The following is a 15,765-nucleotide window of genomic DNA, read 5'->3' on the forward strand; positions in this document are numbered from 1 at the left end:
AGCCGTCCCCGCCGCTCAGCCGCGCAGCCGCGCCCCGCAGTGCGGCCACGGGCTCGCCCCGCGCCGCAGGTACAGCTTCTTCGCCCGGTAGGTCTGCTCCGCGGCGGGCGCGTCCTGGGGGCGGCCGGAGCCGCCGAGGCTCTGCCAGGTCCGGGTGTCGAACTGGTAGAGGCCCCCGTACGTCCCCGAGGGGTCGACCGCGTCCGGCCGCCCGCCCGACTCGCACGCCGCGAGCCCCTGCCAGTTCAGATGGTCCGCGCCGCGCACGGAGGTCGGCAGCGGCTTCGTGCCCACCTTCACCACCTGCGTGGTCGGCTCGCGCACCACCTCGCTGCGGATCCGGCGCGGCTTCTGCCGGACCCCGTTGACGGTGCGCAGGGAGTACGTGACCCGGCGCAGCCCCGGCTGCCCGCCCTGCTCGACGACCTCGGTGCCCTGGAACACCGCCGGGTCCGCGACCCGCCGCACCTGGAACGGGATCTGCTCCTCGCGCACCTCCCTGGTGCCCGTGATCCGCAGCACGGTGACGGTCTGGCCGTCCCGCGGGAAGCTGCCGGGCGGCACGGAGGTGGTGTCCTGGCCGCGCAGGGTGATGCCGGCCTGCTCGACGGCCTCGCGGACGGTCGCGGCGTTGGTGCGCACGGTGCGGGCGCGGCCGTCGGCCATGATCGTGACGGAGCGCTCGGTGCGCACGTCCAGCGTGAGACCTTCACGCCCGATGCGCCGGGAGCGCGAGGTGGACAGGTACGCACCCTCCGCACGCACCCCCAGCTGTCTGAGCGCCCCGTCGACCGTGCGCGCCGTCGTCCAGATCTCGCGCCGGTGTCCGTCGAGGGTGAGCCGTACGGGGCGCCCGTAGCGCACCACCACCTCGTCGCCGCTGGCGAGCGCCGTGCCCGGGGCGGGCGCGACCACGTCGTGCGCGCCCACCGCGACACCCTCGTCGGCGAGCAGCTCGGTCACGTCGTCGGCGAAGGTGTGCAGCATGCGGGGTCTGCCGTCGATGCTCAGCTCGATCGCCTTGTCCTTGGCGACGAACGCGGTGGTGCCGCCGGCGAGAAAGGCGACGACCAGCGCCTGCGGGAGCAGGCGGCGCATGGAGCCGTCCGGGCGCTCGGCGTACCGCGCCTTGCGCCGGCGCGCGGCCCGCCGGCTCACTCCGGTGCGCGGCGCGGGCACGGGCGCGGAGGCGGTCTCGTAGGCCGGCGCGTACGTGTCCTCGTACGCCCCCTCGGTCACCCCGTACGCCGCCGCGTCGAACGTCTCTCCGTACCCCAGCGTCTCCGCACTGTGCCGATCGAAGGCCGGGGGCGGATCGAAGGCCGGGGGCGCGTCGAGTCCGGGTGCCGCGTCGAAGCCGCCGTACGCGCCGGGCGCGTTCTCCGTGCCGTAGGGCGCGTACTCGGCGCCGTACCCATACCGCGCGTCCCGCGCGTACTGCGAGCTGCTCACGCCGACACACTCCAGGGGGCCAGAGATCCAGAAGGAGCCCAAGGGTCCGATCGGGCCCCCAGAACCTAGCGGAGCGGCGGTCACTCTCCAAAGCGACGCGACTACGGACGGTCGTGATCAGTAGTCGAAGGCACGTGCGGTGTTCGCCGCGACGGCGGTCGCCAGCTCGTCCTCCTCGATCCCGCGCACGGCGGCCATCGCCCGCACCGTGATCGGAATGAGATACGGCGCGTTGGGCCGTCCGCGGTAGGGCGCCGGCGTCAGGAAGGGCGCGTCGGTCTCCACCAGCAGCAGCTCCAGCGGGGCCACCGCCACCGCGTCCCGCAGGTTCCGGGCGTTCTTGAAGGTGACGTTGCCGGCGAAGGACATGTAGTACCCCGCGCGGGCGCAGATCTCCGCCATCTCGGCGTCCCCGGAGTAGCAGTGGAACACCGTCCGCTCCGGCGCGCCCTCCTCCTTGAGGATGCGCAGCACGTCCGCGTGGGCCTCGCGGTCGTGGATGACGAGCGCCTTGCCGTGCCGCTTGGCGATCTCGATGTGGGCGCGGAAGGACGTCTCCTGCGCCTCCTTGCCCTCGGGGCCGGTGCGGAAGTAGTCCAGGCCGGTCTCCCCGACGCCCTTCACCTGGGGCAGCGCGGCCAGCCGGTCGATCTCGGCCAGCGCCGCGTCCAGCGCCGCCTGCCCGCCGGGCTCGCGCGCACCCTGCCGGGACCAGCCGTCCGGGTCTCCGTGCACGATGCGGGGGGCCTCGTTGGGGTGCAGGGCGACGGTCGCGTGGACGTTCTCGTAGGCCGCGGCCGTCTCGGCCGCCCACTGCGAGCCGCGTATGTCGCAGCCGACCTGGACCAGCGTCGTCACACCCACGGACTCGGCCGTCAGCAGGGCCTCGGCGACCGTGCCGGACTGCATGTCGAGGTGGGTGTGGGAGTCGGCGACCGGCACCCGGAGGGGCTCGGGCAGCGGCGGGGCTTCGTCGTGGGAAGACATGCCCCGATCCTACGAAAGGGGCACGCCCCGCATCGACGGCTTGATCACTTCGCCCAGCCCCGCGGCAGCGCGCTCAGCGCCGACGACACCTGCCCGGCCCGCATGATCCGCACGAGGTGCCCCTCGCAGTTGGCGCACGTGGGCCGGCTCAACGGCGACGGCACGACCCGCCCGTCCGACACGTACAGCACGAATTCGTGGCCCTCCCCGTCCACGTGGTGCTCTATCTCGTACGACTGCTCCCACCCGTGCCCGCATCGCATACAGGCGAAGGAGTACGACTCGTGAACGACGGCGGTCGGCTGACGCATGGCAGCTCCTGATGTCCGCTGGAGAGGGACGGTTCTCGCCCTGCCCCCCAGTGGACTCCCGACGAACACCGAAAGCACGCCAACTGTCCAAGGTTGAACGGCTTTTGGGCACCTCTTGCCGAAACGCCCGCACTGCTTTACCCGCGGATGGGAGACCTACCCAGGGGCGCGGGGCCCTGTCCGATATGCGGCTCCGCCGCGTGGGCGCGACCAGCCCCACTCAACCCGCAGACGACCGCTTGTCAGCAACCACCGCGTCGAAAACCACCCTCTTAGGAACCCCCGCCTCCACAGCCACTGCGGCAATGGCTTCCTTACGCCGCTCCCCCGCCTCCTCACGCACCCGCACACGCCGCACCAGCTCCTCCGCCCCCAGCGCCTCCGGCGCCCGCTCGGGGGCGCCCTCGACCACAACCGTGATCTCCCCGCGCACCCCCTCCGCCGCCCACTCCGCCAGCTCGGCCAGCGGCCCGCGCCGGACCTCCTCGTACGTCTTGGTCAGCTCACGGCAGACGGCGGCCCGCCGCTCCCCGCCGAACACCTCGGCCATCGCGGCGAGCGTGTCGTCGAGCCGGTGGGGCGCCTCGAAGTAGACGAGGGTGCGCCGCTCCTCGGCGACCTCCCGCAGCCGGGCCAGCCGCTCGCCCGCCTTGCGCGGCAGGAACCCCTCGAAGCAGAAGCGGTCCACCGGCAGCCCGGACAGCGCGAGCGCGGTGAGCACGGCGGACGGGCCGGGCACGGCGGTCACCCGGATGTCCTGCTCCACGGCGGCCGCGACCAGCCGGTACCCGGGGTCGGACACCGACGGCATGCCCGCGTCGGTGACGAGCAGCACACGCGCGCCGCCGAGCAGCGCCTCGACCAGTTCGGGCGTACGGGCGGACTCGTTGCCCTCGAAGTACGACACGACGCGCCCCTTGGGGGTGACGCCCAGCGCCTGGGTGAGGCGGCGCAGCCGCCGGGTGTCCTCCGCGGCGACCACGTCGGCCCCGGCCAGCTCCTCGGCGAGCCGGGGCGGGGCGTCGGAGATGTCGCCGATGGGGGTGCCGGCGAGGACCAGGGTTCCGGGAGTGTCTGTCACGGTTCCATCCTCGCAGGGGCCATGCACGGGACTCACACAGCACGGTTCCCTACCATGGCGCGGTGACCAGTACCGCGTCCTCCACGGACACCCGGCAGGACCAGGCCGCCCCCGACTCGCGGCCGTCGTGGCAGCGGCGGCTGCGCCGTTTCGGCTACCTCGCGGAGCCACGCGGCGACGTCCGGGACCGGCTGGTGCCGCCGTACACCGAGCCGAGCCCGCGGCTGTGGGCGGCGCTCGCGGTCCCGCACGGGCTCGCGGCCTGGCTCGTGCGCTGGTCGGGCTGGCTGGGCCCGCTGCTGGTGACGGCGTTCGCGGGTGTGCTGCGGTTCTGGAACCTGGGCAGCCCGAAGGCGGTGATATTCGACGAGACGTACTACGCCAAGGACGCCTGGGCGCTCGTCCACCGCGGCTTCGAGGTCAACTGGGACAAGAACGTCAACGATCTGATCCTGTCGACCGGCGGCAAGGTCCCGATCCCGTCCGACGCGGCGTACGTGGTGCATCCGCCGGTCGGCAAGTACGTCATCGGGCTCGGCGAGCTGATGTTCGGGTTCACCCCGTTCGGCTGGCGGTTCATGACGGCGCTGCTCGGCACGCTGACGGTGCTGATGCTGTGCCGGATCGGCCGCCGGCTGTTCCGTTCCACCTTCCTGGGCTGCCTGGCGGGCGCGCTGCTGGCGGTGGACGGGCTGCACTTCGTGATGAGCCGCACCGCACTGCTCGACGGCGTGCTGATGTTCTTCGTGCTGGCCGCGTTCGGCTGCCTGGTGGTGGACCGGGACAAGGCGCGCGAGAAGCTGGCCGCCGCGCTCCCCGCGGACGCCGACGGCCGGGTCCGCCCGGACGTGTACACGGCGGAGCACACCCGCCTCGGCTGGCGGCCCTGGCGGCTGCTGGCGGGCCTGATGCTGGGGCTGGCCATCGGCACCAAGTGGAACGGCCTGTACATCCTGGCGGCGTTCGGCCTGATGACGGTCCTGTGGGACGTGGCCTCCCGCCGCGTCGCGGGGGCCCGGAACCCGTACCTGACCGTCGTCCGGCGCGATCTGGGCTGGGCGTTCCTGTCGACGGTGCCGGTCGCGATCGCCACCTATGTCGCGAGCTGGCTCGGCTGGATCCTCTCCCCGAGCGACGGCAGCGGCGGCTACTACCGCGACTGGGCCGCGACCGACGGCAAGGACAGCAGCTGGTCGTGGCTCTTCCCGGACTGGTGGCGCAGCCTGTGGCACTACGAGACGCAGGTGTACGACTTCCATGTCGGCCTGTCCTCGCCGCACACCTACGAGTCGAACCCGTGGAGCTGGATCGTCACCGGGCGCCCGGTGTCGTACTTCTACGAGTCGCCGCTGCCCGGCAAGGACGGCTGCCCCGCCGACGCGGGCGAGAAGTGCGCCCGCGAGGTGCTGGCCCTGGGCACGCCGATGCTGTGGTGGGTGGCCTGTTTCGCGCTGCTGTACGTGCTGTGGCGCTGGTTCTTCCGCCGCGACTGGCGGGCGGGCGCGATCGCCTGTGCCATCGCCGCCGGGTATCTGCCGTGGTTCCTGTACCAGGAGCGGACGATCTTCTTCTTCTACGCCGTCGTCTTCGTGCCGTTCCTGTGCCTGGCGGTGGCGATGCTGGTCGGCGCGCTGGTCGGCCCGCCCGGCGCGAGCGACACCCGCCGGGTGGCGGGGGCGACGGGTGCGGGTGTGCTGGTGCTGCTGATCGCCTGGAACTTCATCTACTTCTGGCCGATCTACACCGGCATGGCGATCCCGATCGATGACTGGCGTTCACGGATGTGGCTGGATACCTGGGTCTGACGGTGCGGTAGGTGCATCTAACAATCGGAAAAACTTCCGCCCCCGTTGTCACACCCGCCGCCTACAGTGCGAGGGACCACAACGGGGAGGGGACTGCGCGATGCGCAAGGGGGTCAAGGGCGCCATCGTCGGCACGGTGTTCGCCGCGATGGTCGGCGGCGCCGGGTACGGGGCGTTCAACATCGTGTCCGCGCTGAACGGCGACGGGGGCGGGTCGGGCGGCACCGAGACCGTGAAGACCGGGCCGCCGAGCGGCGACGAGGTCGCGGAGACCACGCGGAAGTTCTTCGCCGCGTGGGAGAAGGGCCAGGGTCCGACCGCGGCGTCGTACACCAACAACGCCGAGGCGGCCGGACCGCTGCTGACGGCGTTCGGCGAGGACGCGCACATCACCGGCGTGAAGATCACGCCGGGCGCCGCCAAGGGCGCCACGGTGCCGTTCTCGGTGAAGGGGACGGTGTCGTACGACGGCAAGAGCAAGCCGCTGGCGTACGACAGCAAGCTCACCGTCGTCCGCGGGGTGACGACCGGCCGGGCGCTGGTCGACTGGGAGCCGTCGGTCGTCCACCCGGCGCTGAAGGACGGCGACACCCTCGTCACGGAGGAGTCGGCGAGCCCGCCGATCGAGGCGGTGGACCGTAACGGCACGGTGCTGAGCAAGGAGAAGTACCCCTCGCTCGGCCCGATCCTCGACGAACTGCGCAAGCGCTACGGCGACAAGGCCGGCGGCACCCCGGGCGTCGAGCTGGTGGTGCGGCACCCCGAGGAGACCGGCGCCGCCGACACCTCGCTGCTGACCCTCGCCGAGGGCAAGCCCGGCAAGCTGCCCACGACGCTCAGCGCGACCGCGCAGGCGGCGGCCGAGACGGCGGTGAAGCAGTACGCCGAGTCGTCCGTGGTCGCCGTCAAGCCGAGCACCGGCGAGGTGCTGGCGGTCGCCAACAACCGCGCGGACGGCTGGAACGCGGCGTTCCTGGGGCAGGTGGCGCCCGGCTCGACGATGAAGATCGTCAGCGCGGCCACCCTCATCGACACCGGGCTGGCCGGTATGAACGAGCCGGCCCCCTGTCCGGACAAGGCGATGTGGGAGAGCCAGACCTTCGGCAACCTGCCGGGCCTGACCCCCAACGACAACGCCACCCTCTCCGAGAGCTTCGCCCGCTCCTGCAACACGGCTTTCATCAAGTTCGCGGACTCGCTCAAGGTCGAGTCCCTGACCCGCGAGGCCGAGGACCGCTTCGGCATCGGCCACAACTGGCAGGTCGGCGTGCCCTCCTTCGACGGCTCGGTCCCCGCCTCCGGCGGCCCGGACAAGGCCGCCAATCTCATAGGCCAGGGCCAGGTCCAGATGAGCCCGCTGAACATGGCGTCGGTGACCGCGACCGCGACAACGGGCGTCTTCCGGCAGCCGGTGATCGTGCCGCAGAGCCTCGACGACCGGGAACTGGCCACCGCGCGGGGGCTGGACTCGAGCACGGTCCAGCAGCTGCGGGCGATGATGAACCGCACCGCCACCAGCGGCACCGCGGCCTCCGTGATGTCCCAGCTGCCCGGCAGCATCGGCGCGAAGACCGGCTCCGCCGAGGTCGACGGGGCCAAGGCCAACAGCTGGTTCACCGGCTACCGCGACGACGTCGCGGCGGCCGCCATGGTCCAGCAGGGCGGCCGGGGCGGCGACGCGGCGGGCCCGATCGTGGCGTCGGTGCTGCGCGGGGGTGGCTGATCTCACCCTCACCGGACGGGACTCTAGGGTGGTGCGGTCGTTGCAGACGGTGAAGGCTGTGGGGCCGTAGGGGCCACGAGAAGCACCGGCGCTCCGGAGTGTCCGGGAATGCCGCGGAGGATCGGGAAAGCAGTGGGCAACAGAAGGCACGTCGCCGAGCGACGGAAGACGAGACCCGCGGTCATCGGCGGGCTGATCGCCGCGGTCGTCGGCGGCGCCGGATTCGGCGCGTACGCGCTGCTGGGCGGCGGTGCCGCGGCCGAGGACGGTACGGCGAACACCGCCGCCGGCGAGCCGCGGACCAAGTCCGTCAAGACCGGGCCCCTGTCCGCCGCCGAGGTCACCGGAACGGCCCAGCGCTTCCTCACCGCCTGGCAGCGGGGCCAGGTCCCGCAGGCCGCCGCCGCCACGGACGACACCGCGGCGGCCACCGCCCTGCTCACCGGCTACGGCAAGACCGCCCACATCGGGAACGTCACCCTCACCCCCGGCCCGCGCACCGGCGACAGGGTGCCGTTCACCGTGAAGGGCACGGTCACCTACAAGGGCGTCAGCAAGCCGCTGGCGTACGACAGCGCGCTGACCGTCGTGCGCCGCGCCTCGGACGGAGAGCCGCTGGTCGACTGGGCGCCGGCGGTGGTCCACCCCGAGCTGCGCGAGGGCGACACGCTCGTCACCGGCGAGGCCGGTACCCCGCCGGTGAAGGCCCTCGACCGGGACGGCGGCGAGCTGACCGCCGAGAAGTACCCCTCGCTGGAGCCGGTCCTGGACGGGCTGCGCGAGAAGTACGGCAAGAAGGCGGGCGGCACGGCGGGCGTCGAGCTGCGGGTGGTCCGCGGCAAGGCGTCCGAGGCGAAGAAGCTGTCCGACACGACGCTGCTGGAGCTGAGCGAGGGCACGCCGGGCACGGTGAAGACGACGCTCAGCCCGGCGATGCAGGCCGCCGCGGAGAAGCAGGTCGCCGCCAAGTCCCGCGCCTCGGTCGTCGTCCTCAGGCCCTCCACCGGCGAGATCCTGGCGGTGGCGAACTCCTCGCCCACCTTCAACACCGCCTTCCAGGGCTCGCTGGCCCCCGGTTCCACCATGAAGGTCATCACCTCCTCGCTGCTCATCGAGAAGGGGCTGGCCTCGGCCGACAAGGCGCATCCGTGCCCGAAGTACTTCACGTACGGCGGCTGGAAGTTCCAGAACGACGACAAGTTCGAGATCAAGGGCGGCACGTTCAAGGCGAGCTTCGCGCGGTCCTGCAACACGGCCTTCATCAGCCAGGCCCCGGAGCTGGCGGACGACGACCTGACCAAGCAGGCCCAGCAGGTGTTCGGCCTGTCGCTGAACAACTGGGCGGTCGGTGTGCCCACCTTCGACGGCTCGGTGCCGGTCCAGTCGCAGGCGCAGATGGGGGCCTCCCTGATCGGCCAGGGCGGGGTGCGGATGAACCCGCTGAACATGGCGTCGGTGTCGGCCACGGTGAAGTCGGGCGTGTTCCGCCAGCCATATCTGGTCGCCCCGTCGGTCGACGGGCGGACGCTGGCCACGGCCTCGCGCACGATGTCCGCGTCGACGCTGGCGCAGCTGCGGGACCTGATGTCCTACACGGCGGCGTACGGGACGGCGGCGGAGGCGATGGCCGGGGTGAGCGGTGACGCCGGAGCGAAGACCGGCTCGGCCGAGGTCGACGGCCAGAAGAAGCCGAACGGCTGGTTCACGGCGTACCGGAACGACCTCGCGGCCGCGGGTGTCGTCCAGGCGGCCGGGCACGGTGGTGAGACGGCGGGGCCGATCGTGGCGGCGCTGCTGAAGCTCGGGGACTGACCCCACGGAACCGGTTCGGGGACTGCCCCGGATCGGTCAGTGGGCGGTGCCCACCGGCGTCGCCAGATACGTGCGGCGCAGGAAACGCATCAGCGCCTTCATGTCGAACTGCACGACCTGGTGGGCCCCGTGCGGGTCGTGGAACTCCACCACGGCCTGCACCCGCCCGCACGGCCACACCCGTACGCTCCCGGATTCGGCCGGTGCGCGTAGCCCCTGTTCGAGGAGGGAGCGGTCGAAGGTCCACTCCTGGGTGCCGGGGAGCCCTATGCGGACCGAGCGCGGGTCGCTGTCGGGGTCGTACCGAAGGATGACCGGAACCGCTCCTCGCTCGTCGTCCACCTGGACATCGGTGTCGGTGACGATATGGGCTCGCGCGTACTGCTCGACTACAGACATCCGACGGCCCCTTTACCCAGCGTGACCTATGTGAAAGCTATGAATCCGCTTCCACTCCAATGTCCCATATTCTCCGGTTCATGCCTCGCGAGGGCCGTGGAACTTCGCGGCCGGATAGAGCCGGATAGAAACCGTCTCGCTCTTGCAAGCCGTTCGCATTAAGCCACTATCATCGAACGGTGCATGTACCTGACGGATTCATCAACGCCCCCACCTCGGTGGCCACCGGAGTCGTCGCCGCCGGCGCCGTCGCCGTGAGCCTGCGCGGCGCGCGCCGCGAACTCGACGAGCGCACCGCGCCGCTGGCCGGTCTCGTCGCGGCGTTCGTCTTCGCCGTCCAGATGCTGAACTTCCCGGTCGCCGCGGGCACCAGCGGCCACCTCCTCGGCGGAGCGCTCGCCGCGATACTCGTCGGGCCCTACACCGGCGTGCTGTGCATATCCGTCGTCCTGCTCATGCAGGGCATCCTCTTCGCGGACGGTGGTCTGACCGCGCTCGGCGTGAACATCACCGACATGGCGGTGGTCACGGTGATCGTCGCCTACGCCGTCTTCCGCGGCCTGGTGAAGGTGCTGCCGCGCACCCGCCGCTCCGTCACCGCCGCCTCGTTCGTCGCCTCGCTGCTCTCCGTGCCCGCCGCGGCCCTCGCCTTCACGTTCCTGTACTGGATCGGCGGCACCACCGACGTCGCCATCGGCAAGGTCGCCGGCGCCATGGTCGGCGTGCACATCCTGATCGGCATCGGCGAGGCCGCGATCACCGCGCTCACCGTCGGCGCCGTGGTCGCCGTACGACCCGACCTCGTGTACGGCGCGCGTGACCTGCGCAATCCGCTCAAGCTGCGGGTGGGCGGCGAACTCGTGGACGCGCCGGCCCCCGAGGCCGCCGTCCCGGCCCGCGCCTCGCACCGCAAGGTGTGGCTCGCCGGGCTCGCCGCCTCCCTGGTGCTCGCCGGGTTCGTCAGCTTCTACGCCTCCGCCGACCCCGACGGCCTGGAGAAGGTCGCCGCCGACCACGGCATCGACAAGAAGGCCGAGGAGCACGCGATCGCCGACTCCCCGCTCGCCGACTACGGCGTCAAGGATGTCGATGACGCCCGCCTGTCCGGGGGGCTGGCGGGCGTCATCGGCGTGGGTGTGACCGTCGTCGCGGGCACCGGCGTCTTCTGGGCGGTGCGCCGCCGCCGCAGCGCCGAGACCTCGCCGTCCTCCACCACCGTCGAGAACGTCTGACGTCGTCATGGGTGCTGGGCACGCGCACCGGCTGTACCGGCGGGGCGACTCGCCGGTGCACGCCCTGCCGCCGCACACCAAGCTCGCCGCCGTCTTCGCCTTCGTCGTGGTCGTGGTCTCCACCCCGCGGGAGGCGATGTGGGCGTTCGGGCTGTACGCGGTGCTGCTCGCCGTCGTGGCGTACCACGCGCGCGTGCCCGCCGGTTTCCTGCTCAAGCGGCTGCTGATCGAGGTGCCGTTCGTCGCGTTCGCGGTGCTCATGCCGTTCGTGGCGGAGGGCGAGCGGGTCGACGTGCTGGGCCTCTCGCTCAGCGTCAACGGCCTGTGGGGCGCGTGGAACGTGCTCGCCAAGGGCACCCTCGGCGTCGCCGCCTCCGTCCTGCTGGCCGCCACCACCGAGCTGCGCGAGCTGCTGCTGGGGCTCCAGCGGCTGAAGCTGCCGCCGCTGCTGGTGCAGATCGCCTCCTTCATGATCCGCTACGGCGATGTCGTCACGGACGAGATGCGGCGGATGCGGATCGCGCGCGAGTCGCGCGGCTTCGAGGCCCGGGGTGTCCGGCACTGGGGCGTGCTCGCCAAGTCGGCGGGCGCGCTGTTCATCCGCTCCTACGAGCGCGGGGAGCGGGTGCATCTGGCCATGGTGAGCCGCGGGTACGCCGGTGCGATGCCGGTCATCGACGAGGTGACCGCGTCCCGGGCGCAGTGGTCGTACGCCCTCGCGCTCCCGTTCACCGCCCTCGTCGTCTGCGTGTTGGGATGGACCCTGTGAGCACCGCTTCCGCTTCCCTCGAGGTCTCCGGCCTCGCCTTCGCCTACCCCGACGGGCACCAGGCCCTGTTCGGCGTGGACTTCACGATCGCGCGCGGTGAGCGGGTCGCGCTGCTCGGGCCGAACGGCGCCGGCAAGACGACCCTCGTGCTGCATCTCAACGGCATCCTGACCGGCGGGGTGGGGAGCGTGCGGGTGGCCGGGCTGCCCGTGGACCGGAAGAACATGGCGGAGATCCGGCGCAAGGTCGGCATCGTCTTCCAGGACCCGGACGATCAGCTCTTCATGCCGACCGTGCGCGAGGACGTGGCGTTCGGACCGGCGGCGGCCGGGATCAAGGGGCCCGAACTGGAGGAGCGCGTCGACCGTGCCCTGAAGCAGGTCGGCATGGAGGACTTCAAGGACCGGCCCCCGCACCATCTCTCCTTCGGCCAGCGGCGCCGGGTGGCGGTGGCGACCGTGCTGGCGATGGAGCCGGAGATCCTCGTCCTGGACGAGCCCTCCTCCAACCTCGACCCGGCCTCCCGGCGCGAACTCGCCGACATCCTGCGCTCGTTGGACGTGACCGTGCTGATGGTCACCCACGACCTGCCGTACGCCCTGGAGCTGTGCCCGCGCTCCCTGATCCTGAGCGAGGGCACGATCGCCGCGGACGGCCCGACCGGCGAGCTGCTCTCCGACGACGAGCTGATGCGCGCCCACCGCCTGGAGCTGCCCTTCGGCTTCGACCCGCGGTCCGTGACAATGGGCGCGTGACGAACGAGGAGCCCGCACAGGAGGGCGCGTCACTGCTGCTCGACGAGCAGCTGTGCTTCGCGCTCTACGCCGCCCAGCGCGCGGTGACCGCCGCGTACCGTCCGCTCCTCGACGAGCTGGGCCTCACCTACCCGCAGTACCTCGTGCTCCTGGTCCTCTGGGAGCGCGGCGAGACCACGGTGAAGGAGCTGGCGGGCGCGCTGCGGCTGGACTACGGCACGGTGTCGCCGTTGCTCAAGCGGCTGGAGAGCGCCGGTTTCGTGCGCCGGGAGCGCGCCGCGCACGACGAGCGCTCGGTGCTGGTCGCGTGCACGGGACGGGCGGAGGAACTCCGGGAGCGTGCGGCGCACGTGCCCGTCACCCTGCTCACGGCGACGGGACTCGACACGGCGGACGTCGCGCGACTGCGCGAGGAACTCCGGCAGCTGGCCCACCGCGCGGAGGAGGCGGCGGCGCGCACCCGCTGACCAGCCCGCTGTTACCCACGGTTGCCACCCCCTGACCGCACACCGCGTCCCTACTCGCCGGTACCTTGTGCACGATGCACCTGCACGCTTCCGTGCCGCCTGCCGTCGTGTCTGTCCTGGGGGAGGTCCCGCCGTGTCCGAAGGCGTCGCCGTCGACACCCGCCCGACGAAGATCATGTACGTCGCCGAAGCCACCGCGCACGGCGGCCGGGACGGCTATGTCACCAGCCAGGACGGCCAGATCGAGCTGAGGGTCGCGATGCCTCCGGAGCTGGGCGGCGACGGCAACGGCACCAACCCGGAGCAGCTGTTCGCGGCCGGCTACAGCTCCTGCTTCCACAACGCGCTGATCCTGGTCGGCAACCGCGAGGGCTACGACCTCACCGGTTCGACGGTCGCCGCGAAGGTCGGCATCGGCCCCAACCGGCACCGCGGCTACGGCCTCGCGGTCGCCCTCAGCGTCTCGCTGCCCGTCCTCGACCCGGACATCGCGTCGAAGCTGGTGGACGCGGCCCACGAGGTCTGCCCGTATTCGAACGCCACCCGCGGGAACATCGACGTGACGATTCTGCTTGGGTGAGAGGGGCGCCCCGCACACGGCGCCCCCTACCGCAGGACAGCACGACGAGGAGTACGGACGTGGACGTGCACGGCACAGTGGCCGAGGGCTTCGAGCCGGTCAGGGAAGCGTTCGTACAGAACTTCGCGACGCTCGGCGAGCGGGGCGCCGCCGTGGCCGTCTACCGGGACGGACGCAAGGTCGTCGATCTGTGGGGCGGGACCAAGGACGTCGACGGCACCGCGCCCTGGGAGCGGGGCACGGCCCAGGTGGTGCGCTCGGCGACGAAGGGCGTCGCCGCCGCCGTACCGCTGCTGCTGCACCAGCGCGGCGAGCTGGACCTGGACGCGCCGGTCGGCGACTACTGGCCGGAGTTCAAGGCGCGCGGCAAGGAATGGGTGCTGGTCCGGCATGTGCTGAACCACCGGGCCGGACTGCCGGTCCTGGACCACCCGCTCACCCCGCAGGAGGCCCTCGACCCGCACCGGGGCCCGGCGGCGGTGGCCGCGCAGACCCTCGCCTGGGAGCCGGGCACCGACCACGGCTACCACGCGCTGACGTACGGCTGGATGCTGGACGAGCTGGTCCGGCGGGTGACGGGGCAGTGGGCGGGCGAGTGGCTCGCCTCGCGGATCGCCGGACCGCTGGGGCTCGACCTGTGGCTGGGGCTGCCCGCGTCGGAGGAGGCGGCGGGACGGACCGGCCGGGTGGGGCGGGTCGACGGCCCCGAGCCCACCGGGGGCCTGCGGGTCCGTCCGAAGCGCTCGGTCACCGAGGCCTACGACGACCCGGCCTCCCTCACCCGCCGCGCCTTCGCCGCGATCACTCCCTTCCCCGACCAGAACGACCCCGCCTACCGCGCGGCGGCCCTCCCGGCGACCAACGGCATAGCCACGGCCGACGGCCTGGCCCGCTTCTACGCGTCCCTGATCGGCGAGGTCGACGGCGTACGGCTGTTCACGCCGGAGACGGCCGCCCTCGCCCGCGCCGAGGAGTCGGCGGGCCCCGACCGCGTCCTGGTGGTGGGCACCCGCTTCGGTCTCGGCTACATGCTGCACGGCAGCGCGTCCCCGCTGCTGTCCCCCGACTCCTTCGGCCACCCGGGCCGCGGCGGAGCGCTGGGCTTCGCCGACCCGGCCTCGGGGATCGCCTTCGGCTATGTGACCAACGGCTTCCGCAAGACCGTGACGGCGGACCCCCGGGCGCAGACCCTGGTGAGGGCGGTCCGCACCGCCCTCACCAGGCTGTGACGCGGACGCGGCTCAGACGTGGATGGGGTGGGAGATCCGCCCCGACGCCGAGTCGATCTCCTCGTGCGCCTTGGTGAGCAGCTGCATCGCCAGCTCGTTCAGCGCCCGGGCACCGGCGATCTCCTCGCCCACCCTGGGCTGATTCGCGTCGGTGTGGTGCCTGCTGGCGTGGCCGTGCGAGCGCACCTCGCTGCCGTCGGGCAGGCGCACCAGCGCGGCGGCCTCGGTGTGCCGGTCGTCCTCCTTGAACTCCAGCTCGACGTGCCATCCCACTGCGCTGTGCATCGTCATAACGATCACCTCCGGAAGAACCTGCTTCCAGGGTGCGCCTGATGGCGTACGGATGCATCCATTCGGGGATATTCCGGACGGAAGACAGGGGATGGATCATGGGAACGTACGTACGCCTCGGCGAGGTCGACACCTGGTACGCCGAGCACGGCGCCGGCGAGCCGCTGGTGCTGCTGCACGGCGGTCTGGTGGACGCCCGGTTCTTCGAGCCGAACCTCGGGCCGCTCGCCGAGCACTTCCACGTCTACACCCCGGAGCGCCGGGGCCACGGCCACACTCCGGACGTACCGGGCCCCATCACGTACCGGCTGATGGCGGACGACACGGTCGCCTTCCTGGAGGCGGTGGTCGGCGAGCCGGCCGACCTGGTCGGGCACAGCGACGGGGCGATCGTGGCGATGCTGGTGGCCATGCGGCGGCCCGAGCTGGTGAAGCGGCTGGTGATGATCAGCGGCGGGTTCAGCAAGGAGGGCGAGGCGGCGCCGGACGCGGAGTGGGACGTGGACGCGATCGAGGAGTTCCTGGGCCTGTCCTACGGCGAGGTGTCCCCGGACGGCGCCGACCACTTCCGGGTGGTCGCGGCGAAGATCGGCGAGATGGCCGCGAAGGAGCCGTATCTCCCCGCATCCGAGCTGTCCGCGATCACCGCCCGCTCGCTGGTGATGTTCTCCGACGACGACCTGGTGACCATGCGGCACGCGGTGGACCTGTACGACGCCCTCCCGAACGCCGAGCTGGCCGTCGTCCCCGGCACCTCGCACTTCCTCACCCGCGAGAAGCCACACCTGGTCAACGCGATCGTCCTGGACTTCCTCACCCGGGAGCCGGTGCCGACGGTGGCCCCGATCCGCCGGGCGCCGAAGACGCCCTAG

At 72.0% G+C, this 15,765-nt stretch carries 15 protein-coding genes and 1 pseudogene; 10 read left to right on the forward strand and 6 right to left on the reverse strand.

The features are described 5' to 3' along the window. Positions 1–15: 15 nt before the first annotated feature. The 4 genes and pseudogenes from ACZ42A_RS11160 to rsmI all read right to left on the reverse strand — a co-directional run bounded on the left by ACZ42A_RS11160 (position 16) and on the right by rsmI (position 3,831). Complete coding sequence (locus tag ACZ42A_RS11160) at positions 16–1,452, reverse strand: ubiquitin-like domain-containing protein (RefSeq protein ID WP_468526900.1); 1,437 nt, start codon at positions 1,450–1,452, stop codon at positions 16–18. Positions 1,453–1,569: 117 nt separating this feature from the next. Continuing rightward, positions 1,570–2,439 (reverse strand): TatD family hydrolase, encoded by an 870-nt coding sequence (locus ACZ42A_RS11165; protein ID WP_468526901.1) that lies wholly within the window; start codon positions 2,437–2,439, stop codon positions 1,570–1,572. Between the two features lie 59 nt (positions 2,440–2,498). Next, positions 2,499–2,750: pseudogene (locus ACZ42A_RS11170) on the reverse strand (hypothetical protein); the annotation flags it as partial. Between the two features lie 220 nt (positions 2,751–2,970). Continuing rightward, positions 2,971–3,831, reverse strand: coding sequence for a 16S rRNA (cytidine(1402)-2'-O)-methyltransferase (gene rsmI, locus ACZ42A_RS11175; protein ID WP_468526902.1), 861 nt, complete (start codon positions 3,829–3,831; stop codon positions 2,971–2,973). Between the two features lie 62 nt (positions 3,832–3,893). On the opposite strand from rsmI, the gene ACZ42A_RS11180 reads away from it, so the two are divergent. From ACZ42A_RS11180 to ACZ42A_RS11190, 3 genes are all read left to right on the forward strand, one after another. After that, positions 3,894–5,636, forward strand: a complete 1,743-nt coding sequence (locus tag ACZ42A_RS11180; RefSeq protein WP_468526903.1) for a dolichyl-phosphate-mannose--protein mannosyltransferase — start codon at positions 3,894–3,896, stop codon at positions 5,634–5,636. A gap of 100 nt (positions 5,637–5,736) precedes the next feature. Then, positions 5,737–7,359, forward strand: a complete 1,623-nt coding sequence (locus ACZ42A_RS11185; protein ID WP_468526904.1) for a penicillin-binding transpeptidase domain-containing protein — start codon at positions 5,737–5,739, stop codon at positions 7,357–7,359. 132 nt (positions 7,360–7,491) lie between these two features. Then, complete coding sequence (locus ACZ42A_RS11190; RefSeq protein ID WP_468526905.1) at positions 7,492–9,171, forward strand: penicillin-binding transpeptidase domain-containing protein; 1,680 nt, start codon at positions 7,492–7,494, stop codon at positions 9,169–9,171. 36 nt (positions 9,172–9,207) lie between these two features. Here the strand turns inward: ACZ42A_RS11190 and ACZ42A_RS11195 are convergent, their stop codons facing one another. Beyond that, complete coding sequence (locus tag ACZ42A_RS11195; RefSeq protein WP_468526906.1) at positions 9,208–9,570, reverse strand: SsgA family sporulation/cell division regulator; 363 nt, start codon at positions 9,568–9,570, stop codon at positions 9,208–9,210. A gap of 179 nt (positions 9,571–9,749) precedes the next feature. Here ACZ42A_RS11195 and ACZ42A_RS11200 point away from each other — a divergent pair, with 179 nt between their 5' ends. The 6 genes from ACZ42A_RS11200 to ACZ42A_RS11225 all read left to right on the forward strand — a co-directional run bounded on the left by ACZ42A_RS11200 (position 9,750) and on the right by ACZ42A_RS11225 (position 14,602). Further along, positions 9,750–10,802, forward strand: a complete 1,053-nt coding sequence (locus ACZ42A_RS11200) for an energy-coupling factor ABC transporter permease (protein WP_468526907.1) — start codon at positions 9,750–9,752, stop codon at positions 10,800–10,802. 7 nt (positions 10,803–10,809) lie between these two features. Further along, positions 10,810–11,571, forward strand: a complete 762-nt coding sequence (gene cbiQ, locus ACZ42A_RS11205) for a cobalt ECF transporter T component CbiQ (RefSeq protein WP_468526908.1) — start codon at positions 10,810–10,812, stop codon at positions 11,569–11,571. Then, the gene (locus ACZ42A_RS11210) at positions 11,559–12,326 is read left to right on the forward strand and encodes an energy-coupling factor ABC transporter ATP-binding protein (RefSeq protein ID WP_468526909.1); all 768 of its coding nucleotides are present in this window, start codon (positions 11,559–11,561) and stop codon (positions 12,324–12,326) included. The genes cbiQ and ACZ42A_RS11210 overlap by 13 nt, the downstream gene beginning before the upstream one ends. Next, positions 12,323–12,793: a MarR family winged helix-turn-helix transcriptional regulator gene (locus tag ACZ42A_RS11215; protein ID WP_468526910.1), complete on the forward strand. Its 471-nt coding sequence runs from the start codon at positions 12,323–12,325 to the stop codon at positions 12,791–12,793. Before ACZ42A_RS11210 ends, ACZ42A_RS11215 begins: the two co-directional genes overlap by 4 nt. 133 nt (positions 12,794–12,926) lie before the next feature. Next, on the forward strand, positions 12,927–13,373 hold the full coding sequence (locus tag ACZ42A_RS11220; RefSeq protein ID WP_468526911.1) for an organic hydroperoxide resistance protein: 447 nt from the start codon (positions 12,927–12,929) through the stop codon (positions 13,371–13,373). Between the two features lie 59 nt (positions 13,374–13,432). Beyond that, positions 13,433–14,602, forward strand: a complete 1,170-nt coding sequence (locus ACZ42A_RS11225; protein WP_468526912.1) for a serine hydrolase domain-containing protein — start codon at positions 13,433–13,435, stop codon at positions 14,600–14,602. Between the two features lie 12 nt (positions 14,603–14,614). On the opposite strand, the gene ACZ42A_RS11230 is transcribed toward ACZ42A_RS11225, so the two are convergent. Further along, complete coding sequence (locus tag ACZ42A_RS11230) at positions 14,615–14,887, reverse strand: DUF1876 domain-containing protein (protein WP_468526913.1); 273 nt, start codon at positions 14,885–14,887, stop codon at positions 14,615–14,617. 104 nt (positions 14,888–14,991) lie between these two features. Between ACZ42A_RS11230 and ACZ42A_RS11235 the strand changes: the two genes are divergently transcribed. Further along, complete coding sequence (locus tag ACZ42A_RS11235) at positions 14,992–15,765, forward strand: alpha/beta fold hydrolase (RefSeq protein ID WP_468526914.1); 774 nt, start codon at positions 14,992–14,994, stop codon at positions 15,763–15,765.

It is taken from the genome of Streptomyces sp. NPDC030838 (genome assembly GCF_055572035.1).